Genomic DNA, 14,684 nt, shown 5'->3' with positions numbered 1-14,684 from the left:
AGTGCCTTGTCATTTTTAAATCTAGGTTTATTATATATAATAACTACAATAACAGGAGGATATGATGAAAAAAGAGAGAATCGATATTGACTTAACAATAGGTAAAAGACAATTTGATATAAGCAAGCAAGATGAATGGACAAAAGAAGAATGGGCTGCCTTCCTTGATACATCGGATGATACAGGCTTTTACTTCAATTTATTAGACGATGAAACATTATTTTTACAATTTAAAGAAATGTATTTGATGGAACCTGAAAAAAAATTATATGTTTTGTTTGATATAATAAATAAGTTTGATTACAACATCTTAATTAAATTCGGAAGTGAAATCGAGGATGATAAGATTTTAGGTTCGTTGAGAATTCCGTCTATTATAATAGAAAAGGATGAATTGAAAGAGAATGTCTTAGGTTATGTCCAATTAGGGAAACTTAAGTATTCACTTTTTATGGAAGTAAAAATATTTAATGAAGCTGGAACAAAAATTGTAAGAGACCTAGGTTTTAACGTGAAATTCTTCCACGAGTTTTGATGAAAGATAAAGCCTTCCACATCATCAACTGTGGAGGACAAAGCGCGTAATCTAATCCGTAAAGCAGTTGCAGATGAAGTATTTACATCGCCACATGCAGACGTTAATAAATACTCAACGGAGAAACTATTAGAATACGCATTGATTTATATTGACCGTAAAGTAAAATAAAATTCAAAGCCCGTCACACTGTTTAATGGCAGTTGTGGCGGGCTTTTTTGTCATTTACATACTTAATTACTGAAGTTAGCTTAAAGGTTCATCATAAAAAGTATCAAAAATACCTTTATAATTCATTTTTAGGTTTTTAATATTCATAGGATCTGTAGAAAGTATATTGATAACGTCCCCACTCGCTCCGAAATGAATTAAATACTTACTCGTGACAATAAAAAATACAGCATTACTGGCACGCTTATTTTTGTTGAGAAGCACATCTATTGTATATAAAATGGTGTCATTTACTGCTACATCTTTTATTAATGCAATCTTACCAAAGCCTTCATAAAGATCAAACTCTTCACTTGTAAGTTTATATTCCTTCCAATTAACTATGCGTATACGCTTGGATAAGTTAAGAGAGATGTATTTCTTATTATTGTCGTATTCTAAAGAAATGAATAGATCAACAGTGGTATCATCCAGCGTGAGGTCATTAATAAACTTTTGAATACCTTCTACTCGAACTTCTCTAAAATAATCCGTTGAGAATCGAACACGGTTTTCCGTTGGCGTATTAAAATACATTGAAGAACTCCACGGTTCAGTAATGGGAAACCCAGACTTAGTATGAATAGATTTAGTCGCCAATCCTATTGAGATTTTTATCATATGTACCACGCTCCTTCTTTTCTATTTTATTGGCAAGGTTTTGAGAAGTACATAATAAAAAGCAGACAACTGTATTAGTTACCTAATAAAAAGTAAGGGCTTATAGTAAAACCTCTGGATATTACCTCCTTTAAAACAGAACGTTTGTGCGTATAATATAAATACAAACAAACGTTCTTATTGAGGGGTGCATATAATGCAAGAACAACTAAAAAAAGCAATGCAACGTAATCAATTAATCGACTTAATGTATATAGGAAAAGATGGTGTCATTAGTAAACGACGGATTAAAATCATCAAAATGATTGGTAGTAAGTTTCAGGTATTTTGTTTTACCAAACAAGCTAAACGTACTTTTATTATTGAAAATGTTCTTGCTGCTGTTCCTGTGATTCGTAAAGAAGGGTTGGTAATCTAATGTTAAGTATTGACCATCGTCAATTAGTGCATGAATTTTTGGTATTAGATTTAGCAGTCCAATCACTTCAAACTGATTTCAGTAAGATGGAACAAACCGAACAAATGAAGATGAAAAGGATTTATTTACCACTCATAGATAACTTATTAAAAAGTGTGCGTAATGATTATTTAAACCAAAAACGTTTGCTGGCTAAAGATAAAATTCGCGTTGTGAAATGGACGAAAATTGACGAGAATTTCAGTGATGTACTCATAGCTACGGCTGGTGAAGATATAACCCTCCGTTACGCTAATAGAGCAATAAAAACGCATGTTGAAAATATGTTATTAAGCCGTTTGAATAAATAAAAAGCTGCCGTTTTCAATAATCAAAATGACAGCTTTTTTGTATCTATTATTTAAACGTTTTGTTCAACTAAAGCCCCCCGTTAGCCATCCATGAAGCACAAAATCAGCGCTTCACCACAGAGAATGAAAGATGATTACGTTCTTTCATGGTAGTTGAATATTACTTCTATTTAATTAATTAGAATACTTCAATCGCAACGAATAAAATGAATACTGCACTACATAAATAAAAGATACCTCCAATTAAACTATGAGTTCTTTTATATTCTCGTAATCCCAATATAAGGGTAATTAAACCCATGAAAATTAATAAAAAAGGTATTAATTGGGTACTCTCTGTGATCTTACAGTAAACGCCAATTGCCATAACAAGAATTACAAAAATCATTTGAAATAACATTAAAGTATCAAACTTTTTTTCTTCCATTTTTTTATACCTCCCACTGATAATCTGTCACCTTCAAAAGATACCATTATTAATCTAAACTGCTGCGTTAGTTGAAGATAAAACCGCTACCAATACGAGGTTTGGGGACATACTGTTCATATGCAGCCAAAATCACCCCGATTCAAGAGAATAGAGGGTGATTCCCTAACTTTGATTTGGGAACGTTATTTTGTATGGATTTGTATAAAAATATTACGGAGTTCTAAATTAAATAAAAGCTTATTGATTTTTAGTGTACACGTCTTTATACATAATCGAAATAAGGCTAAAAGTAAATACAGGAATAAGATAATCTCTATTGTTTATTGCACTATTTAGTGAAGAATTATCAAAAATGATACTAATAATTACTGTAATTAAACTAATGACACTAAAAATAATAAATGTAGTTTTATTTCTCGAAATGTATTCCTTCTTAATTTCAAATAACAAGTAAATTAGTGAAAAGATTATTAGAGTAATTCTAGTCACAAATAATTGTTCATATTGCCAATAGAATGTTGCTAGTAAAAAGATAAGCACTATTATATTTAAAATGATTGAAAAGTTAATTTTTTTCATTATGAAATACACCTCTTTTATTAGCAATTATACAGAAATAAAATAGCAAAACGCTAACAAAGAGTGGTTTGGGGACCATTTGAAATCCTTGTTGCACTAAAGCCCCCGTTAGTTCAATAAGAACAGAGAAGCTTATTCAACAATCGCGCCCTATAATTGAATAACACTTAACCTCTTTTAGCTGTTTTAGCTTAAGAAGCTCTTCTGTAAAAATTCTTTAATTATTGGTAAATCAGGTGGACTAATGTTGGATGGAATTTCAGTTAATTTAAAGTACTTTAATTCTTCAACTTCATTTTCATCTGTTCTTAATACCCCTTCATAATCCCTACATATGTAAGCTGTCACTACATTATATACTTCATCACCATGCGGATATTTATAGTAAAAATCTTCTCCAGAGTAGACATTGAATAATGATAAAATATTTGCAGTCAAACCCGTCTCTTCATGTAATTCTCTTTTAGCTACTTGTTCTAATGATTCCCCAATTTCCAAAGAACCACCAGCTAAGCCCCAACAATTATTGTCTTTTCTAAGTTGTAACAATAACTCATTATTACTATTTACAAGAATTACACACGCCCCTGCCATAATTAGTGGACGACTGCCAACTATTTTTCTTAAATCCATAATGTATCCCATAACAACCTCCATTTATGTTTATTCCTTAATTTTCCTCCTCTAGTTTATCTGTAATCTTTAACAAGTTCAATTGCATTATATAATGACTTCTTTACTCAACAATATGGCCCGATTGTTGAACACAAGTTAAACAACACTATTCAACTAAACTGCTCTGTTAGTTTAAGTACATTTCTTCACAATCCTTACAATTACATTAACATAAATATCCAATTAAAAATCATCTAACCTCTAAGGAATATACAGAGGAGAGATGATTTTAATCAATCTTTATTACAAAGCTACACTTAGTTGAATAAGGTATAATTTAACATCTCAATTGTACTACACTTTAATTTCGCAAATATCTCTAAATTTACTTTTAATCACAAATAAAAGCTGAACTAATAAAAAATTAGTTCAGCTTGAAAATAACTATTTATAATGTTGCACATTTCATAAAGAATACTGATGTAAAAAGTGTATTACTTTAACTCTTGACTTTTAATAAAATACTTATGATAAGGTTCTCCGTAACCTATCTAAATGAGGTTTTTAATTAACAAAACCGCTAGTTTCTACTAGCCGTCTTATCTTTATCAAAGCATATCTTTTACACCAAAAGCATCTTTAAATACGTCGTTTGTACCTTTCAATACTTCAGCTGCTTTTTGATCAATAACTTTTATCTTATTTCAGTAGAAATTGGCTCAAGGAAGAAAAGACCAGAAGAAAATGCAAAACGTCGATTCTCCAATAACCGGAGAATCGACGTTTTGGTATCCCATCGATACGAGGTCAACCGATAGCGGCTGATCTCAAAATCCATTACAACCGTGTCCAAACTCTAGGAAAGCAGTTTGCCCGAGGGTCAATCAGATGACATTCATCTGCAATTTATATTTCAGTTCGGGGTAAATACGGCCATACAGCTTCCGCCTCAACAAAGAATGAAACGCGGCCAGCACCAGGGTCACTACGATCAGCACCGCGGGCACAATATACAAGACAGGATGCTCAACGAAAAAACCGAAAATATCATAGTCCCGATCGATCCAGCGCCCATAAACAAAAGCGGCGGCCACAATCAGCAGTACAGGCAGGGCGAATAAACCAGACAGGATATTAACTCTTTTCATTTTTTTGTATGTAGATTGAAAAGTATCTTCGCCGAGATATTGTTCGAGCAGGATGCACTGATTATCAAAGGAATCGCTTTTTCGTACCGGCAGCTGGCTATGAGTAATATGCTTATGCAGCAAATCCAACTCATGGCTGAACTCCAATGATCTTAGAACAGCTCTTCCTACATTCATGATCATCACCTCCCTTCACTTACAAACTCCGGAGTCATCGACAAAGTGCCGAACCAGGATTTTCCAAACATAATATTGAATTATAACGTACATTCCTGGTTTCGACAATAAATGAGAGTGAATATCAAGATTGGCCAACTGCGCCTACTGGATGCGGCTGTCCCCTAACCGGTTACAAATACCCCGAAGCATCTACAAATCTCCGCATGTAGGTTAGATTACTTGGAAAAAGCGGAATCTAGTGTATCACACCACAGAGATTCCACTTTTGGAGTTGTATGGAGGTTCTCCATAATCGGTAGCTGCCCTCTCCGGATCTCGCTATAGATCCGGCCGCACTACTATTTTTGCAGTAATATCGCTTGCCGCCAATAAGATCTGCTCATCCCAGACTTCTATCCGAAGGTTATAGGATGTGTTAGCACTCAGTTCCCTCCAGGTATAATGAGGCTCTTCAAGAGAGTCGATAATGCTTGGATCAACCTCTTCATATTCAGATAACGCTTGATTTATTTTTCTTCATAAGAATCCCAGACTACGGTAATCGATTTGTAATTAACTTCCATATCCTAAGAATATATTGGAAGTGTCGTTGTAGAATAATCGTCGAACGCCATAATCTCCTCTTCACGAATAACAAACGTTACACGCATCTTATAAAGTGTATCAGGCTTAAGGCCTGTAAGTGATACATGATTGGTATCGGTGGAGTCGATTAGATCATCATTCATATAGATATGGTATTTCAAACCCTCTTCCCCATAATCATCCCAATAGCCAGGCCCGAATATCCTTTTTCCCATCAAATCGATGAATGGACTTTAATGCTTTAAAAAACGTTTCTTGCGTTATTTCTTCCGCAATATTTTCATCTATCGATAATGATTTCATATATATATACACATCATGAAAATACGCTTGATAGATTTCCTCAAAGTCCATAGCTTTCACTCCCTTCACTTATATAACTATTGAACTTGTATTCCGTTACAAAAAATTTTTATTACATAAAAAATAGACATATTCATTTTATCTGAATATGCCTGTCAAATTTCTGTAAGTATATAATAAATTTTATGTGCTTCTAACTGATTGAAAAAGGAAAGTACTATGTGAGTTACCAACTCTAGCTACTACCTTTTTATACTTACACTTTATCTACAGTAGAGACAAGATCTTTCCCAATTCTAAAAACCTCACTTACTTATGGTACGGTTCACCGAAACTAATATTAAATTCATTATAAAAATGGAATTCCTTATTGGACTAAACTGCTTCGTTAGTTGAATAAGAAACTATTTTCTCTCTTTTAATAATGAAATTATCTTTTCATTTTGTTCTATTAGCATATCGAGTTTTTGTTCCAACTTATTAGACTTATTACTTCTCGCTGAAGAATTGATAAGCAACATTCTTATAAAGAGAGTAAAAGAAAAACCAAATAATAAAATCAGTCCAAATACAATAATTATTGGAATAAACTGTAGAATTGCGTCTATGATAATCCCTCCTCATTATTCATGCTAACCTGCCCCGTTAGTAAAAACATTCTATATGTCTATTATTCTATTAAATTGGTAATAATTCCATTAATATCACTTTATTAGGGGGAATAGAATTGTTACTGTCAAAAGCATGGACTTTGTTTGAAGCTGATAAACGAATAGAGGGTTTTTCACCGCAAATACCGACACCGCGTCAGTAATATTTTAAGAAAAGGAGGATCAATATGCCAATCGCTTCTATAAACAATACACAAATATTCTATGTTGATGAGGGTGAGGGAACTCCAATAGTTTTCATTCACGGCCTTGGTGCATCACATACAATGTTTGAACCTCAAATTGAAACTTTCAGTAAAACACACAGAGTTATATGTCCAGATACTCGTGGAAACGGAAAATCTGGGAAACTTACCGGACCTGTAAAGTCTATTCTTGATAGGCAGAATGATGACATAGCAACGCTTCTGAAGTCCCTTGGTATAGAGAAAGCTGTATTTTGTGGCGTGTCTTATGGAGGGGTATTTACATATCATTTTGTACTTAGGTATCCTGAACTTGTAGAGGCAATGGTTATCGTTGATTCCTTCGGGGACACAAAAATTGTGGGTCCTAAAGAATTCTTTCTAATGGCCTCTCAGTATGCAACCATTTGGGCGTATTACTTACCCTCTTCATGGATGGTATCTCCTATAAAGGCACAATATAAGAAATGGCCCTTGGCTCAAAAACACCTAGTTAATATAGTTAGAAATATGAGGAAGCATGAAGTTATGCTACAACGGTTGGCGATAAATAATGCGAATCATACAGATTATTTAATGGGTGTAAATTGTCCAACACTCGGAATTGTAGGAAATGGAACAAAGGTGGGCGTCAAATATATGGAGCGCTCGATAGGAGTCGTACCAGATTCCGAGCTTAAGATAGTTGAAAATTCGTTCGATCCTACAAATCTCTGCCAAAGAGAGAAATTTGATGAACTTTTATATGATTTCCTTGTTCAGATTGGATGGTGAAAATATTGGTAAGAGAAAGAAAATCTGCTGACGAGCGAAAAAAGCAAATATTGGATGTAGCACTTGAACTGTTTTCCAATTATAGCTATAGTTCGATTTTAATGGATGATATAGCTAAGGCATGTAACATAGCCCGTACAACACTTTATGAATATTATTCCAATAAGGAAGAGATGTTAATTGCATGGTTGAAAGGGTGGCCTTTGAGGCACGAGAGATTAGGATACAGGGAGACACATGTAAGGAACGGCTTGAGTTTCTTGCAGAGGATTTAATATACAAAATACAAAAAAACAAGGCTTCATATAGAATACTCTTTCAAGCCACACCAGTATTATCTGAAAAATTAGCTGAAAAGCTCGTTGATTGGAAGACTCAAAATTTCCAGCAGGTTTATGAAGTAGCAAATATGGGGAAAAGTTCAGGTGAGATTAGAAAATGCATTAGCGCTAACGATGTAACTTTTGCATATCAAGCATTTATAGGTCAACGAACTGGGGAACTAATCATGAATAATGAACACGTTGATCCAAAGACCGAGTCACAGCGTCTTGTTAACATGCTTTGGTATGGAATAGGAGAAAATATTTAATTAAAGCTATCAAGCACAGTATGTTTATTACCGTAGTGCAATTCACGGGGCTATCTTTGTAACTTTTAGAGATAAATTGCACCTATTTTAAGTGCTTTTTTGCATCCAATCGTTCAAATAGATGTTTTAACTTTGTTATAAATACAAATATAAAGAGCGTATTTTGAAAAAACTTTGTTCAAAATACGCTCTTATTTAATCGACTATTTTTTATAAAAGTGTGGTTAATTTTATGCAACTAAAGCCCCCGTTAGTTTAATAAGAACTTCTTTCTAGTTTATCTATAGTTTTTTTATTCTGTCATTGCTTCTTCTAAAATACTGAAAAATTCATCATCTTCAAATAAATATCTGTCGAATGAACCTCTATTGTCTTCAACCGCTATCCCTTTATTGGTAACATCCATAAACATTCCATAACCTGTATTCAGAGTGATTCTCATCCAGTATTCATTATCGAGATTTACTGAACCGCCTCTTTTAAATTTCTTAAATTTAGATTTTTCAAAAGCCTTTATCAATTCTTTCTGAGTTTTACCTGTTAATTCAATCGGAGCAAGTAATTCTTCTGCTTTCTTACCATACTGAAACTTTAACAACTCCACGGATTGTTCTTCTACACTAAAATCGGCACGCTTTAAAACATCCGTCGCAGAATAAGTTGACTCCGAGTAATATAGATAAATCCCAATTCCTAAAATTCCAACTATAATTATTCCAACTATAATTTTTTTCATTTATTCAATCCCTTCACCCTCAATGAATTAGATTCAATTAAAACCTTCTAAATCCTTTTTTAAATAAAAACATCCCCAAAGCACTTTTGGTCATATTTCTTAACTTAGCGTTGTAAATCCCCATAATTCTGAAGGTACTCCTTGTTGCACTAAACTGCTTCGTTAGTTCAATAAGAAAAAAGAGCTGCATATGCAACTCAATGATCTTCAAGTAAAGTACCCCGTTACACCTGTTACTTTAATAAAAAAAGCTACCAAAAAGGCAGCTCATTGTCTAAATTTTTAATTGAAATCTTTTTTGTATAGTCTGAAAGCACTTATTGCACCTACAAGGAATACAATCGCTTGGAATAATAATAAGAACTGGCGAAAATTTTGGATATCATTGTCAACTAATGAAATAAACACACCCGTCATTATCAATTGGGTAGAAAACATACTAGACATGATTTTTAAATATATAGCATTTGTTCTTTCGTCTGGTTTACCAAACTTCTTTCCCACATAAAATAGAACCAGCAAAGAACCAATATAAATAACTGTCATAATCCCTACGAAAATATTAAAATTTACTACGCTTTCAAGCATCCATCTGTCTAATACATCAATCATTGTTATCTTCCTCTCCTATATATGAAAATATTTCATTAATATCTACTTCAAAAAAATTTGCAATTCTATAGGCTAATACTAAAGATGGTGAGTAATTATTCTTTTCCATAACAAAAATAGTTTGTTTGGAGACACCAACTGCATCTGCCAGATCCTTTTGAGACAACCGCTTTAACACTCTAAACTCATATACCTTGTTTACGATTGAATCACCAAAGCTCTCTTTCACATGACCACCTCCCTATATTTAACATAATAAATCATAACTAGAAAAAAGTAAAGTTTAATTATACATTTTATAAAAATAATTTTATAAAATTATGATTTGTATTTATATTTTAAAACTAACGCTTACTTTATTATCAAAAAAAAGCCCCCCATACAATTGAATGGGGGGGTTATTCCCTAACTTTCATTTGGGAACGTTATTTAGGTTTATTTTGTATACGCTATAAATCCTTATTGCTCTAAAGCACCTGTTAACACAATAAGAAAACACCTTTGTCTACTTTATGGAACTGTATTACTAATAACCGTTATAAAGCCGTTCTCCGCAGCTTTATCAACTAATTGATAAATGGCTCGTCTCGCGGGGTCACTAAACAAATACCATTGATCTTCAGTGGGCACATGAATCAAAGTTTGGGGTGGAATGGGCAACTTTTCATCATAACCTCGAACTAAATTATAAATATCAAAACGTACTACGCTGTTCCCTTCTTCATCTAGAAAATCATATTGACCACCTTTATAATATTCGCCAGTTAAAGGATGGCTCATCCACGTATAATTAGCAGGAGCTTCCACTTTACTTCCTTTATTTTCTACAAAAACATTATAAATAGCTTCGTTATAACCATTTCCATTAATTTGCTGTACTACTCCACCCATTGTTGCATGATATTCCTCTTGCAATGCTTTTACTATTACACCATCTATAACGAATGGTTTTGTATCAATCGTCACTGTGCCATTTTTGTAATCAACGTTACTGCCAAATGTTTCAGCAATAAAACGCATCGGAACAAAAGTACGATTCTTCTTCATGTATGGTTTTACATCAAGAATTTCCGTTTTGCCGTTTTTCACCACTTTATTACTATTAAGTTTCAAGATCACTTTCATATCACCTTTAGTAAGCGTGACTTGCGAATCTGACCATTTGACGTTGGCTCCTAAATTTTCACTAACGACACGTAATGGAACCATTGTACGGTTACTCCTACTTTCGGGATTTACATCGGATACAATCGTAACACCGTCAATTTTTATTTGAGTGGTCGCCGCATAAGTAGGTGATGATGTAATGATTAGAATCATCACAAGTAAAATTCCTGAAAACACTTTTTTCATTCTTTGATAACTCCTTTTTTAAAAGTAAATATCGCACAAGAGGCTTATTGTTGAAATCTTAAGCCTTTAAAAATTACAAAAACCTTTATTACTAATACACTAATTCAATAAAGGTTTATAAAGTTCCTTCATTCTTAGAAATTTGCTAAGTTAGTTGAGGTACAAACATTCCCAAAGCGTCGTTTGGAAAAATTTCCGAAATGCTTGTTGCACTAAAGCCCCCGTTAGTTCAAGAAGAAAAGGCTACCCTAAAGGCATCCTTTTTCTGCTAAAGCGCTATTTAACTTAATAACCATTTATTGCTAATTTATATATATATTAAAGACATACCTAAAAAAAGATGATGTTTTGGAATAAAGTTTGATTAAAAAGTGCTATTCAATCCTTATTTAACAGCAAATGCAAAAACTCCATTTTGAAAAAAGATTGATCAAAATGGAGTTTTCTTTAAATCGCAAGAGACAGGTTCGCTTGTTTGAGTTACATCTATAATATTAGCTGTCGTACCGCCAATTTTAATATCAAAATCGACTCTAGATCTTCCATCTCGTGTTTTAAGTGCATTTGCTCAAACCTTAGAAAGTTGCTCTATTTTTTATATACCTCATCCGACTGCTATTCTCCTGCTGTTGTCCCCAATCCTATAAATTCTCTGAACCTACTAGTTGCAGATTCTATTTGAATAGTTTTATTTTTAGCATTCCAACTAACAGTTGCACCTAATTGTTCAAAAAGTTTAACAGGAACCATTATAATTCCATCAATTCTCTGAGGATAAGCAGAATAATATCTTTGAATTCTATGACCATTATCTTGATCAGTTACCATATTTCCATTTCCTAGTTGGGCCCAAATATAAGTATCTCCTTTTTTAGCAGTTAGCGTCTTATCTTTTCCATTCCAAGTAACCTTCGCACCTAATAATTCAAACGCTTCTCGGAACGGTATGAGTGTCTCTCCCTCTTTGATGACAAGAGAATGAGGATATTCTTGGAGGTCTCCATCGATTACAACTGATATATTTTTTGCCGCTGAAACTTGATTTTCTGCTGAAAGACCAAAGACAAGTGGCACAAGCAATATTAGTCCCATTAAATAATTCATTTTGTTCTTCATAATAATCCCACCTCTACTAATTTTAAAAAATATACCATGGATATATAATAATATAAATAATTTTCAGAAAATAAAAAGATATTGAATAATTTATTTGATAAATCTTCAAATCACAAATTGAGTGTTATTCAAGAAAATGGCCCTTTAATGGTATAACTTTATTATTATTTAATAGGTTCTTATTCCACAAGAAAAACCGAAACCCCTTCTTTATTGAGATGGTAAATTCTGGTTCATCTTTTTTATTAACATCATGACTTTTTTATAAACAGTTCAACTTTATAACCACTATTATTTTGTGAAATCCATTCAAGGCGCTGCCTCCTTAACTACATTAAATATCTCATTCTGAAATCCTTTTTTCCAATTGATTCTTCATACACTAAACTGCTGCGTTAGTTGAACAAGAAAAGGGTGCTTAACCCCTAATTGAAGTAAAGCCCCCGTTAGTTGAAGAAGCACCTTCTCTTTTATTACACATTATGGTCGTACTGTGTATTAGATTTCATCTAACATAGATTGAATCTTATGATAGTCCTTATTCATAAGATTGTTATTTCCCAGTGTCAATAATGTTAATAACTGTGTCTAAGTTTAAGGGGTCACTTCAATGTAAAATGTCCGTTTTTAAGAACTATTATAGAAATAACAAAAAACAGAGAAAACCTATCAAGTAGATTTTCTCTGTTTTCATTATTTATCCATTTGAATCTGTTTCACTAGATAGTAGTTGAATTCTTAATTTAGACATTTCTTTGTCCAGTAACGAGGAAGCATTGGATAGCTCAATTAATTGTTTTTGAGCTTCTTCCGGTATCGATTCACCTTGATATTTATAGTTGAGTTTATGTTCTGTTGATGCCCAAAAATCCATAGCGGATGTTCGGATTTGGATTTCCGCGGGAACCCATATCACTTCATTAGATAAGATGACTTGCGTTTCTACAACAAGATGAAGGCTTTTGTAGCCACTCTTTTTAGGTTCTTTAATATAGTCTTTTACTCTAATCATGCGAATATCTTCACGCTGCTCGATATGTTCCTTCAGCAAATATACATCATCAATAAAGCTAGTGATAATTCGTACTCCAACAATATCTCGTATTTCTTGTTTAATAGATTCTTGAGTCAGCGGTATTTCTTTATTTTCAATCTTCTCAACCAATGACATAATAGTTTTCATGCGTGTTTTCATATGCTCAATGGGAGAGTATCCGTGTTTCGATTTCCATTCAAGATCAATAATATTGAAATCACTCTTCAACTCATTTAACGCCATCTCATATGGGATGAAAAAGCCTTTCCAGTTTTTTAAAACCTTTTGAACTAAATCAATCTTATTTGTCTCTTGATACATATTAAACACCCCTTGATTAAAATCACACTTTATTATTCTGTCATCATATCACAGGTGGTTTGAATCGGATATATAAGAGTGACTAGCCAGGGGATGAAATGGAAGTGTAATCGTGTTGTAGAAACAAGCTAAATTGAAGAACGTTTGAGCTCCCCCAAACTGCGAGAAATCCATTATCTTAAATTTTCACGTCCCTGGGAACAATCAATTATGACTATTCCAATACCGGAATTATGGCGTTCGTCCAGATTTAATTAAATCATTGAGAAATGAAAATCTACAAACAAAAGTGTACGTCACATATGGAACGGAATGGTACTTGTATCTTGCACACCGCATTGCAGAGCATCCACCAAATCTGTATACGTTTGTATCTGATATGATTGAGTCAAAAAACTTACAGACCTCCCTTTATTAATAAAAAGGAGTATGAATATTTTAAAGGCAGAATGCTTTGCGCTGCCTTTTTTTGTTTCGCAGTTTGTGTCAAATGCGACATGAAAACTTCCATTGTCTTATTCAACTAACCTGCCCCGTTAGTTCAATAAGAACCGAGACGCTAATTTAACAATCGCGCCTTATTTCGGAAATCTTTATTTAATTTGAAAGTTTAAATGCAAGATCAAAAGATCCATCTCCTCCGTTTTTAGTGGTAATGGCGAATGCATATTCCTCCTTGGCTAGATGGCGATATTTTTCTAAATTTGCTGTAACAATATGCCCTGGCTCTAAAATACCTTTCACCCAAATCGAACCGTCTTGGTCATAAATCGTCCAATCAAATGTATCCCGACCTTCATTCTGTAATAACTCAAGTAACTCCCTACCGTGATAATCTGTTACTTTATTTTTAATCTTATTACTCTCATATCAACTTTTTGGTCAATTGAAATTTTCCTATTACAGGTTTTACTTTACTAATAAATTTTACAGAGTTGCTTGTGTTCGAACCGTGATGTCCAGCTTTTCATACTTTTCCTTATACACAAAATGATAAATTAAATTTAAGCAGCTACCTGTTTTCAAATTAGCAATAGCTGATACAGAGACCCCTACCTATCCAGACAAAAGATTTTTAATACAGATAATACAGAAAAACGAAAAAAGAGTAATACAAACCACTTGTTTACTCTTTTGTCCGCAATTTGTCCGCAGAATTATTTTATTGTGTTGATTTTAATTAACTGTATTGTTTTTACCTGTCTCAAAAACCTTATTAAATCAGGCTTTTTTAACTTAATTGAATTTAAAATAACTCGGTTTATTTAGCCAGATAAATTCGACAAGGTGGGGGTCGCAAGTTCGAGACTTGTC

Annotated in this window: 20 protein-coding genes; 6 read left to right on the top strand and 14 right to left on the bottom strand. The window is 33.2% G+C overall.

What is annotated here, in order from left to right:
• The first annotated feature begins 64 nt into the window (after positions 1-64).
• The gene (locus CSE16_RS08255) at positions 65-535 is read left to right on the top strand and encodes a hypothetical protein (protein WP_099423458.1); all 471 of its coding nucleotides are present in this window, start codon (positions 65-67) and stop codon (positions 533-535) included.
• A 246-nt stretch (positions 536-781) separates the two neighbouring features.
• Here the strand turns inward: CSE16_RS08255 and CSE16_RS08250 are convergent, their stop codons facing one another.
• Entirely contained in the window at positions 782-1,366 is a 585-nt protein-coding gene (locus tag CSE16_RS08250) for a hypothetical protein (protein ID WP_099423457.1), read from the bottom strand.
• A 196-nt stretch (positions 1,367-1,562) separates the two neighbouring features.
• Here CSE16_RS08250 and CSE16_RS08245 point away from each other — a divergent pair, with 196 nt between their 5' ends.
• Positions 1,563-1,784 (top strand): transcriptional regulator, encoded by a 222-nt coding sequence (locus CSE16_RS08245; RefSeq protein ID WP_099423456.1) that lies wholly within the window; start codon positions 1,563-1,565, stop codon positions 1,782-1,784.
• The gene (locus tag CSE16_RS08240; protein WP_099423455.1) at positions 1,784-2,134 is read left to right on the top strand and encodes a YhjD family protein; all 351 of its coding nucleotides are present in this window, start codon (positions 1,784-1,786) and stop codon (positions 2,132-2,134) included. Before CSE16_RS08245 ends, CSE16_RS08240 begins: the two co-directional genes overlap by 1 nt.
• 178 nt (positions 2,135-2,312) lie before the next feature.
• On the opposite strand, the gene CSE16_RS08235 is transcribed toward CSE16_RS08240, so the two are convergent.
• The 6 genes from CSE16_RS08235 to CSE16_RS08210 form a co-directional block, all read right to left on the bottom strand.
• The gene (locus CSE16_RS08235; protein WP_099423454.1) at positions 2,313-2,561 is read right to left on the bottom strand and encodes a DUF3953 domain-containing protein; all 249 of its coding nucleotides are present in this window, start codon (positions 2,559-2,561) and stop codon (positions 2,313-2,315) included.
• A 768-nt stretch (positions 2,562-3,329) separates the two neighbouring features.
• The gene (locus CSE16_RS08225) at positions 3,330-3,788 is read right to left on the bottom strand and encodes an NUDIX hydrolase (protein WP_099425789.1); all 459 of its coding nucleotides are present in this window, start codon (positions 3,786-3,788) and stop codon (positions 3,330-3,332) included.
• Positions 3,789-4,642: 854 nt separating this feature from the next.
• Positions 4,643-5,083 (bottom strand): DUF6097 family protein, encoded by a 441-nt coding sequence (locus CSE16_RS08220; RefSeq protein WP_099423452.1) that lies wholly within the window; start codon positions 5,081-5,083, stop codon positions 4,643-4,645.
• Positions 5,084-5,652: 569 nt separating this feature from the next.
• On the bottom strand, positions 5,653-5,832 hold the full coding sequence (locus tag CSE16_RS21295; RefSeq protein WP_157764773.1) for a hypothetical protein: 180 nt from the start codon (positions 5,830-5,832) through the stop codon (positions 5,653-5,655).
• A 16-nt stretch (positions 5,833-5,848) separates the two neighbouring features.
• Positions 5,849-6,025 carry an RNA polymerase sigma factor gene (locus CSE16_RS08215; RefSeq protein ID WP_099423451.1) on the bottom strand — a complete coding sequence of 59 codons (177 nt, stop codon included), beginning with the start codon at positions 6,023-6,025 and terminating at the stop codon, positions 5,849-5,851.
• Positions 6,026-6,378: 353 nt separating this feature from the next.
• On the bottom strand, positions 6,379-6,552 hold the full coding sequence (locus CSE16_RS08210; RefSeq protein WP_371514643.1) for a DUF4083 family protein: 174 nt from the start codon (positions 6,550-6,552) through the stop codon (positions 6,379-6,381).
• Between the two features lie 260 nt (positions 6,553-6,812).
• Here CSE16_RS08210 and CSE16_RS08205 point away from each other — a divergent pair, with 260 nt between their 5' ends.
• From CSE16_RS08205 to CSE16_RS21540, 3 genes are read left to right on the top strand one after another with little or no spacing between them, the layout of a single operon-like run.
• Complete coding sequence (locus CSE16_RS08205) at positions 6,813-7,604, top strand: alpha/beta fold hydrolase (RefSeq protein WP_099423449.1); 792 nt, start codon at positions 6,813-6,815, stop codon at positions 7,602-7,604.
• The gene (locus tag CSE16_RS22165) at positions 7,598-7,879 is read left to right on the top strand and encodes a TetR/AcrR family transcriptional regulator (protein ID WP_099423448.1); all 282 of its coding nucleotides are present in this window, start codon (positions 7,598-7,600) and stop codon (positions 7,877-7,879) included. The genes CSE16_RS08205 and CSE16_RS22165 overlap by 7 nt, the downstream gene beginning before the upstream one ends.
• Positions 7,789-8,196: a hypothetical protein gene (locus CSE16_RS21540; protein WP_172954367.1), complete on the top strand. Its 408-nt coding sequence runs from the start codon at positions 7,789-7,791 to the stop codon at positions 8,194-8,196. Before CSE16_RS22165 ends, CSE16_RS21540 begins: the two co-directional genes overlap by 91 nt.
• Positions 8,197-8,488: 292 nt before the next feature.
• Here CSE16_RS21540 and CSE16_RS08190 read toward each other — a convergent pair whose 3' ends face one another.
• The 7 genes from CSE16_RS08190 to CSE16_RS21290 form a co-directional block, all read right to left on the bottom strand.
• Positions 8,489-8,932, bottom strand: a complete 444-nt coding sequence (locus CSE16_RS08190) for a hypothetical protein (protein ID WP_099423446.1) — start codon at positions 8,930-8,932, stop codon at positions 8,489-8,491.
• 282 nt (positions 8,933-9,214) lie between these two features.
• Positions 9,215-9,544: a 6-aminohexanoate hydrolase gene (locus tag CSE16_RS08185; RefSeq protein WP_099423445.1), complete on the bottom strand. Its 330-nt coding sequence runs from the start codon at positions 9,542-9,544 to the stop codon at positions 9,215-9,217.
• A complete protein-coding gene (locus CSE16_RS08180; RefSeq protein ID WP_099423444.1) occupies positions 9,537-9,773 on the bottom strand; it encodes a helix-turn-helix transcriptional regulator in 237 nt (78 codons plus the stop codon). The genes CSE16_RS08185 and CSE16_RS08180 overlap by 8 nt, the downstream gene beginning before the upstream one ends.
• A 281-nt stretch (positions 9,774-10,054) precedes the next feature.
• The gene (locus tag CSE16_RS08175) at positions 10,055-10,897 is read right to left on the bottom strand and encodes a copper amine oxidase N-terminal domain-containing protein (protein ID WP_099423443.1); all 843 of its coding nucleotides are present in this window, start codon (positions 10,895-10,897) and stop codon (positions 10,055-10,057) included.
• 615 nt (positions 10,898-11,512) lie between these two features.
• Positions 11,513-12,013, bottom strand: coding sequence for a copper amine oxidase N-terminal domain-containing protein (locus CSE16_RS08170; protein WP_099423442.1), 501 nt, complete (start codon positions 12,011-12,013; stop codon positions 11,513-11,515).
• A gap of 697 nt (positions 12,014-12,710) precedes the next feature.
• A complete protein-coding gene (locus CSE16_RS08165) occupies positions 12,711-13,370 on the bottom strand; it encodes a GTP pyrophosphokinase (protein WP_099423441.1) in 660 nt (219 codons plus the stop codon).
• A gap of 597 nt (positions 13,371-13,967) precedes the next feature.
• The gene (locus CSE16_RS21290; RefSeq protein WP_157764771.1) at positions 13,968-14,114 is read right to left on the bottom strand and encodes a hypothetical protein; all 147 of its coding nucleotides are present in this window, start codon (positions 14,112-14,114) and stop codon (positions 13,968-13,970) included.
• Between the last annotated feature and the right edge of the window lie 570 nt (positions 14,115-14,684).

The sequence above is a fragment of the Solibacillus sp. R5-41 genome (genome assembly GCF_002736105.1).
GTDB lineage: Bacteria > Bacillota > Bacilli > Bacillales_A > Planococcaceae > Solibacillus.
The sequence above is the reverse complement of the archived record's forward strand: the minus strand, read 5'-3'. Positions and strand labels throughout refer to the sequence as shown.

Bases quoted from the DNA above. Each gene is read 5' to 3' on its own strand.
- CSE16_RS08255 (WP_099423458.1), top strand. From the start codon at position 65: ATGAAAAAAGAGAGAATCGATATTGACTTAACAATAGGTAAAAGACAA.
- CSE16_RS08250 (WP_099423457.1), bottom strand. From the start codon at position 1,366: ATGATAAAAATCTCAATAGGATTGGCGACTAAATCTATTCATACTAAG.
- CSE16_RS08245 (WP_099423456.1), top strand. From the start codon at position 1,563: ATGCAAGAACAACTAAAAAAAGCAATGCAACGTAATCAATTAATCGAC.
- CSE16_RS08240 (WP_099423455.1), top strand. From the start codon at position 1,784: ATGTTAAGTATTGACCATCGTCAATTAGTGCATGAATTTTTGGTATTA.
- CSE16_RS08235 (WP_099423454.1), bottom strand. From the start codon at position 2,561: ATGGAAGAAAAAAAGTTTGATACTTTAATGTTATTTCAAATGATTTTT.
- CSE16_RS08225 (WP_099425789.1), bottom strand. From the start codon at position 3,788: ATGGGATACATTATGGATTTAAGAAAAATAGTTGGCAGTCGTCCACTA.
- CSE16_RS08220 (WP_099423452.1), bottom strand. From the start codon at position 5,083: ATGAATGTAGGAAGAGCTGTTCTAAGATCATTGGAGTTCAGCCATGAG.
- CSE16_RS08215 (WP_099423451.1), bottom strand. From the start codon at position 6,025: ATGGACTTTGAGGAAATCTATCAAGCGTATTTTCATGATGTGTATATA.
- CSE16_RS08205 (WP_099423449.1), top strand. From the start codon at position 6,813: ATGCCAATCGCTTCTATAAACAATACACAAATATTCTATGTTGATGAG.
- CSE16_RS22165 (WP_099423448.1), top strand. From the start codon at position 7,598: ATGGTGAAAATATTGGTAAGAGAAAGAAAATCTGCTGACGAGCGAAAA.
- CSE16_RS21540 (WP_172954367.1), top strand. From the start codon at position 7,789: ATGGTTGAAAGGGTGGCCTTTGAGGCACGAGAGATTAGGATACAGGGA.
- CSE16_RS08190 (WP_099423446.1), bottom strand. From the start codon at position 8,932: ATGAAAAAAATTATAGTTGGAATAATTATAGTTGGAATTTTAGGAATT.
- CSE16_RS08185 (WP_099423445.1), bottom strand. From the start codon at position 9,544: ATGATTGATGTATTAGACAGATGGATGCTTGAAAGCGTAGTAAATTTT.
- CSE16_RS08175 (WP_099423443.1), bottom strand. From the start codon at position 10,897: ATGAAAAAAGTGTTTTCAGGAATTTTACTTGTGATGATTCTAATCATT.
- CSE16_RS08170 (WP_099423442.1), bottom strand. From the start codon at position 12,013: ATGAAGAACAAAATGAATTATTTAATGGGACTAATATTGCTTGTGCCA.
- CSE16_RS08165 (WP_099423441.1), bottom strand. From the start codon at position 13,370: ATGTATCAAGAGACAAATAAGATTGATTTAGTTCAAAAGGTTTTAAAA.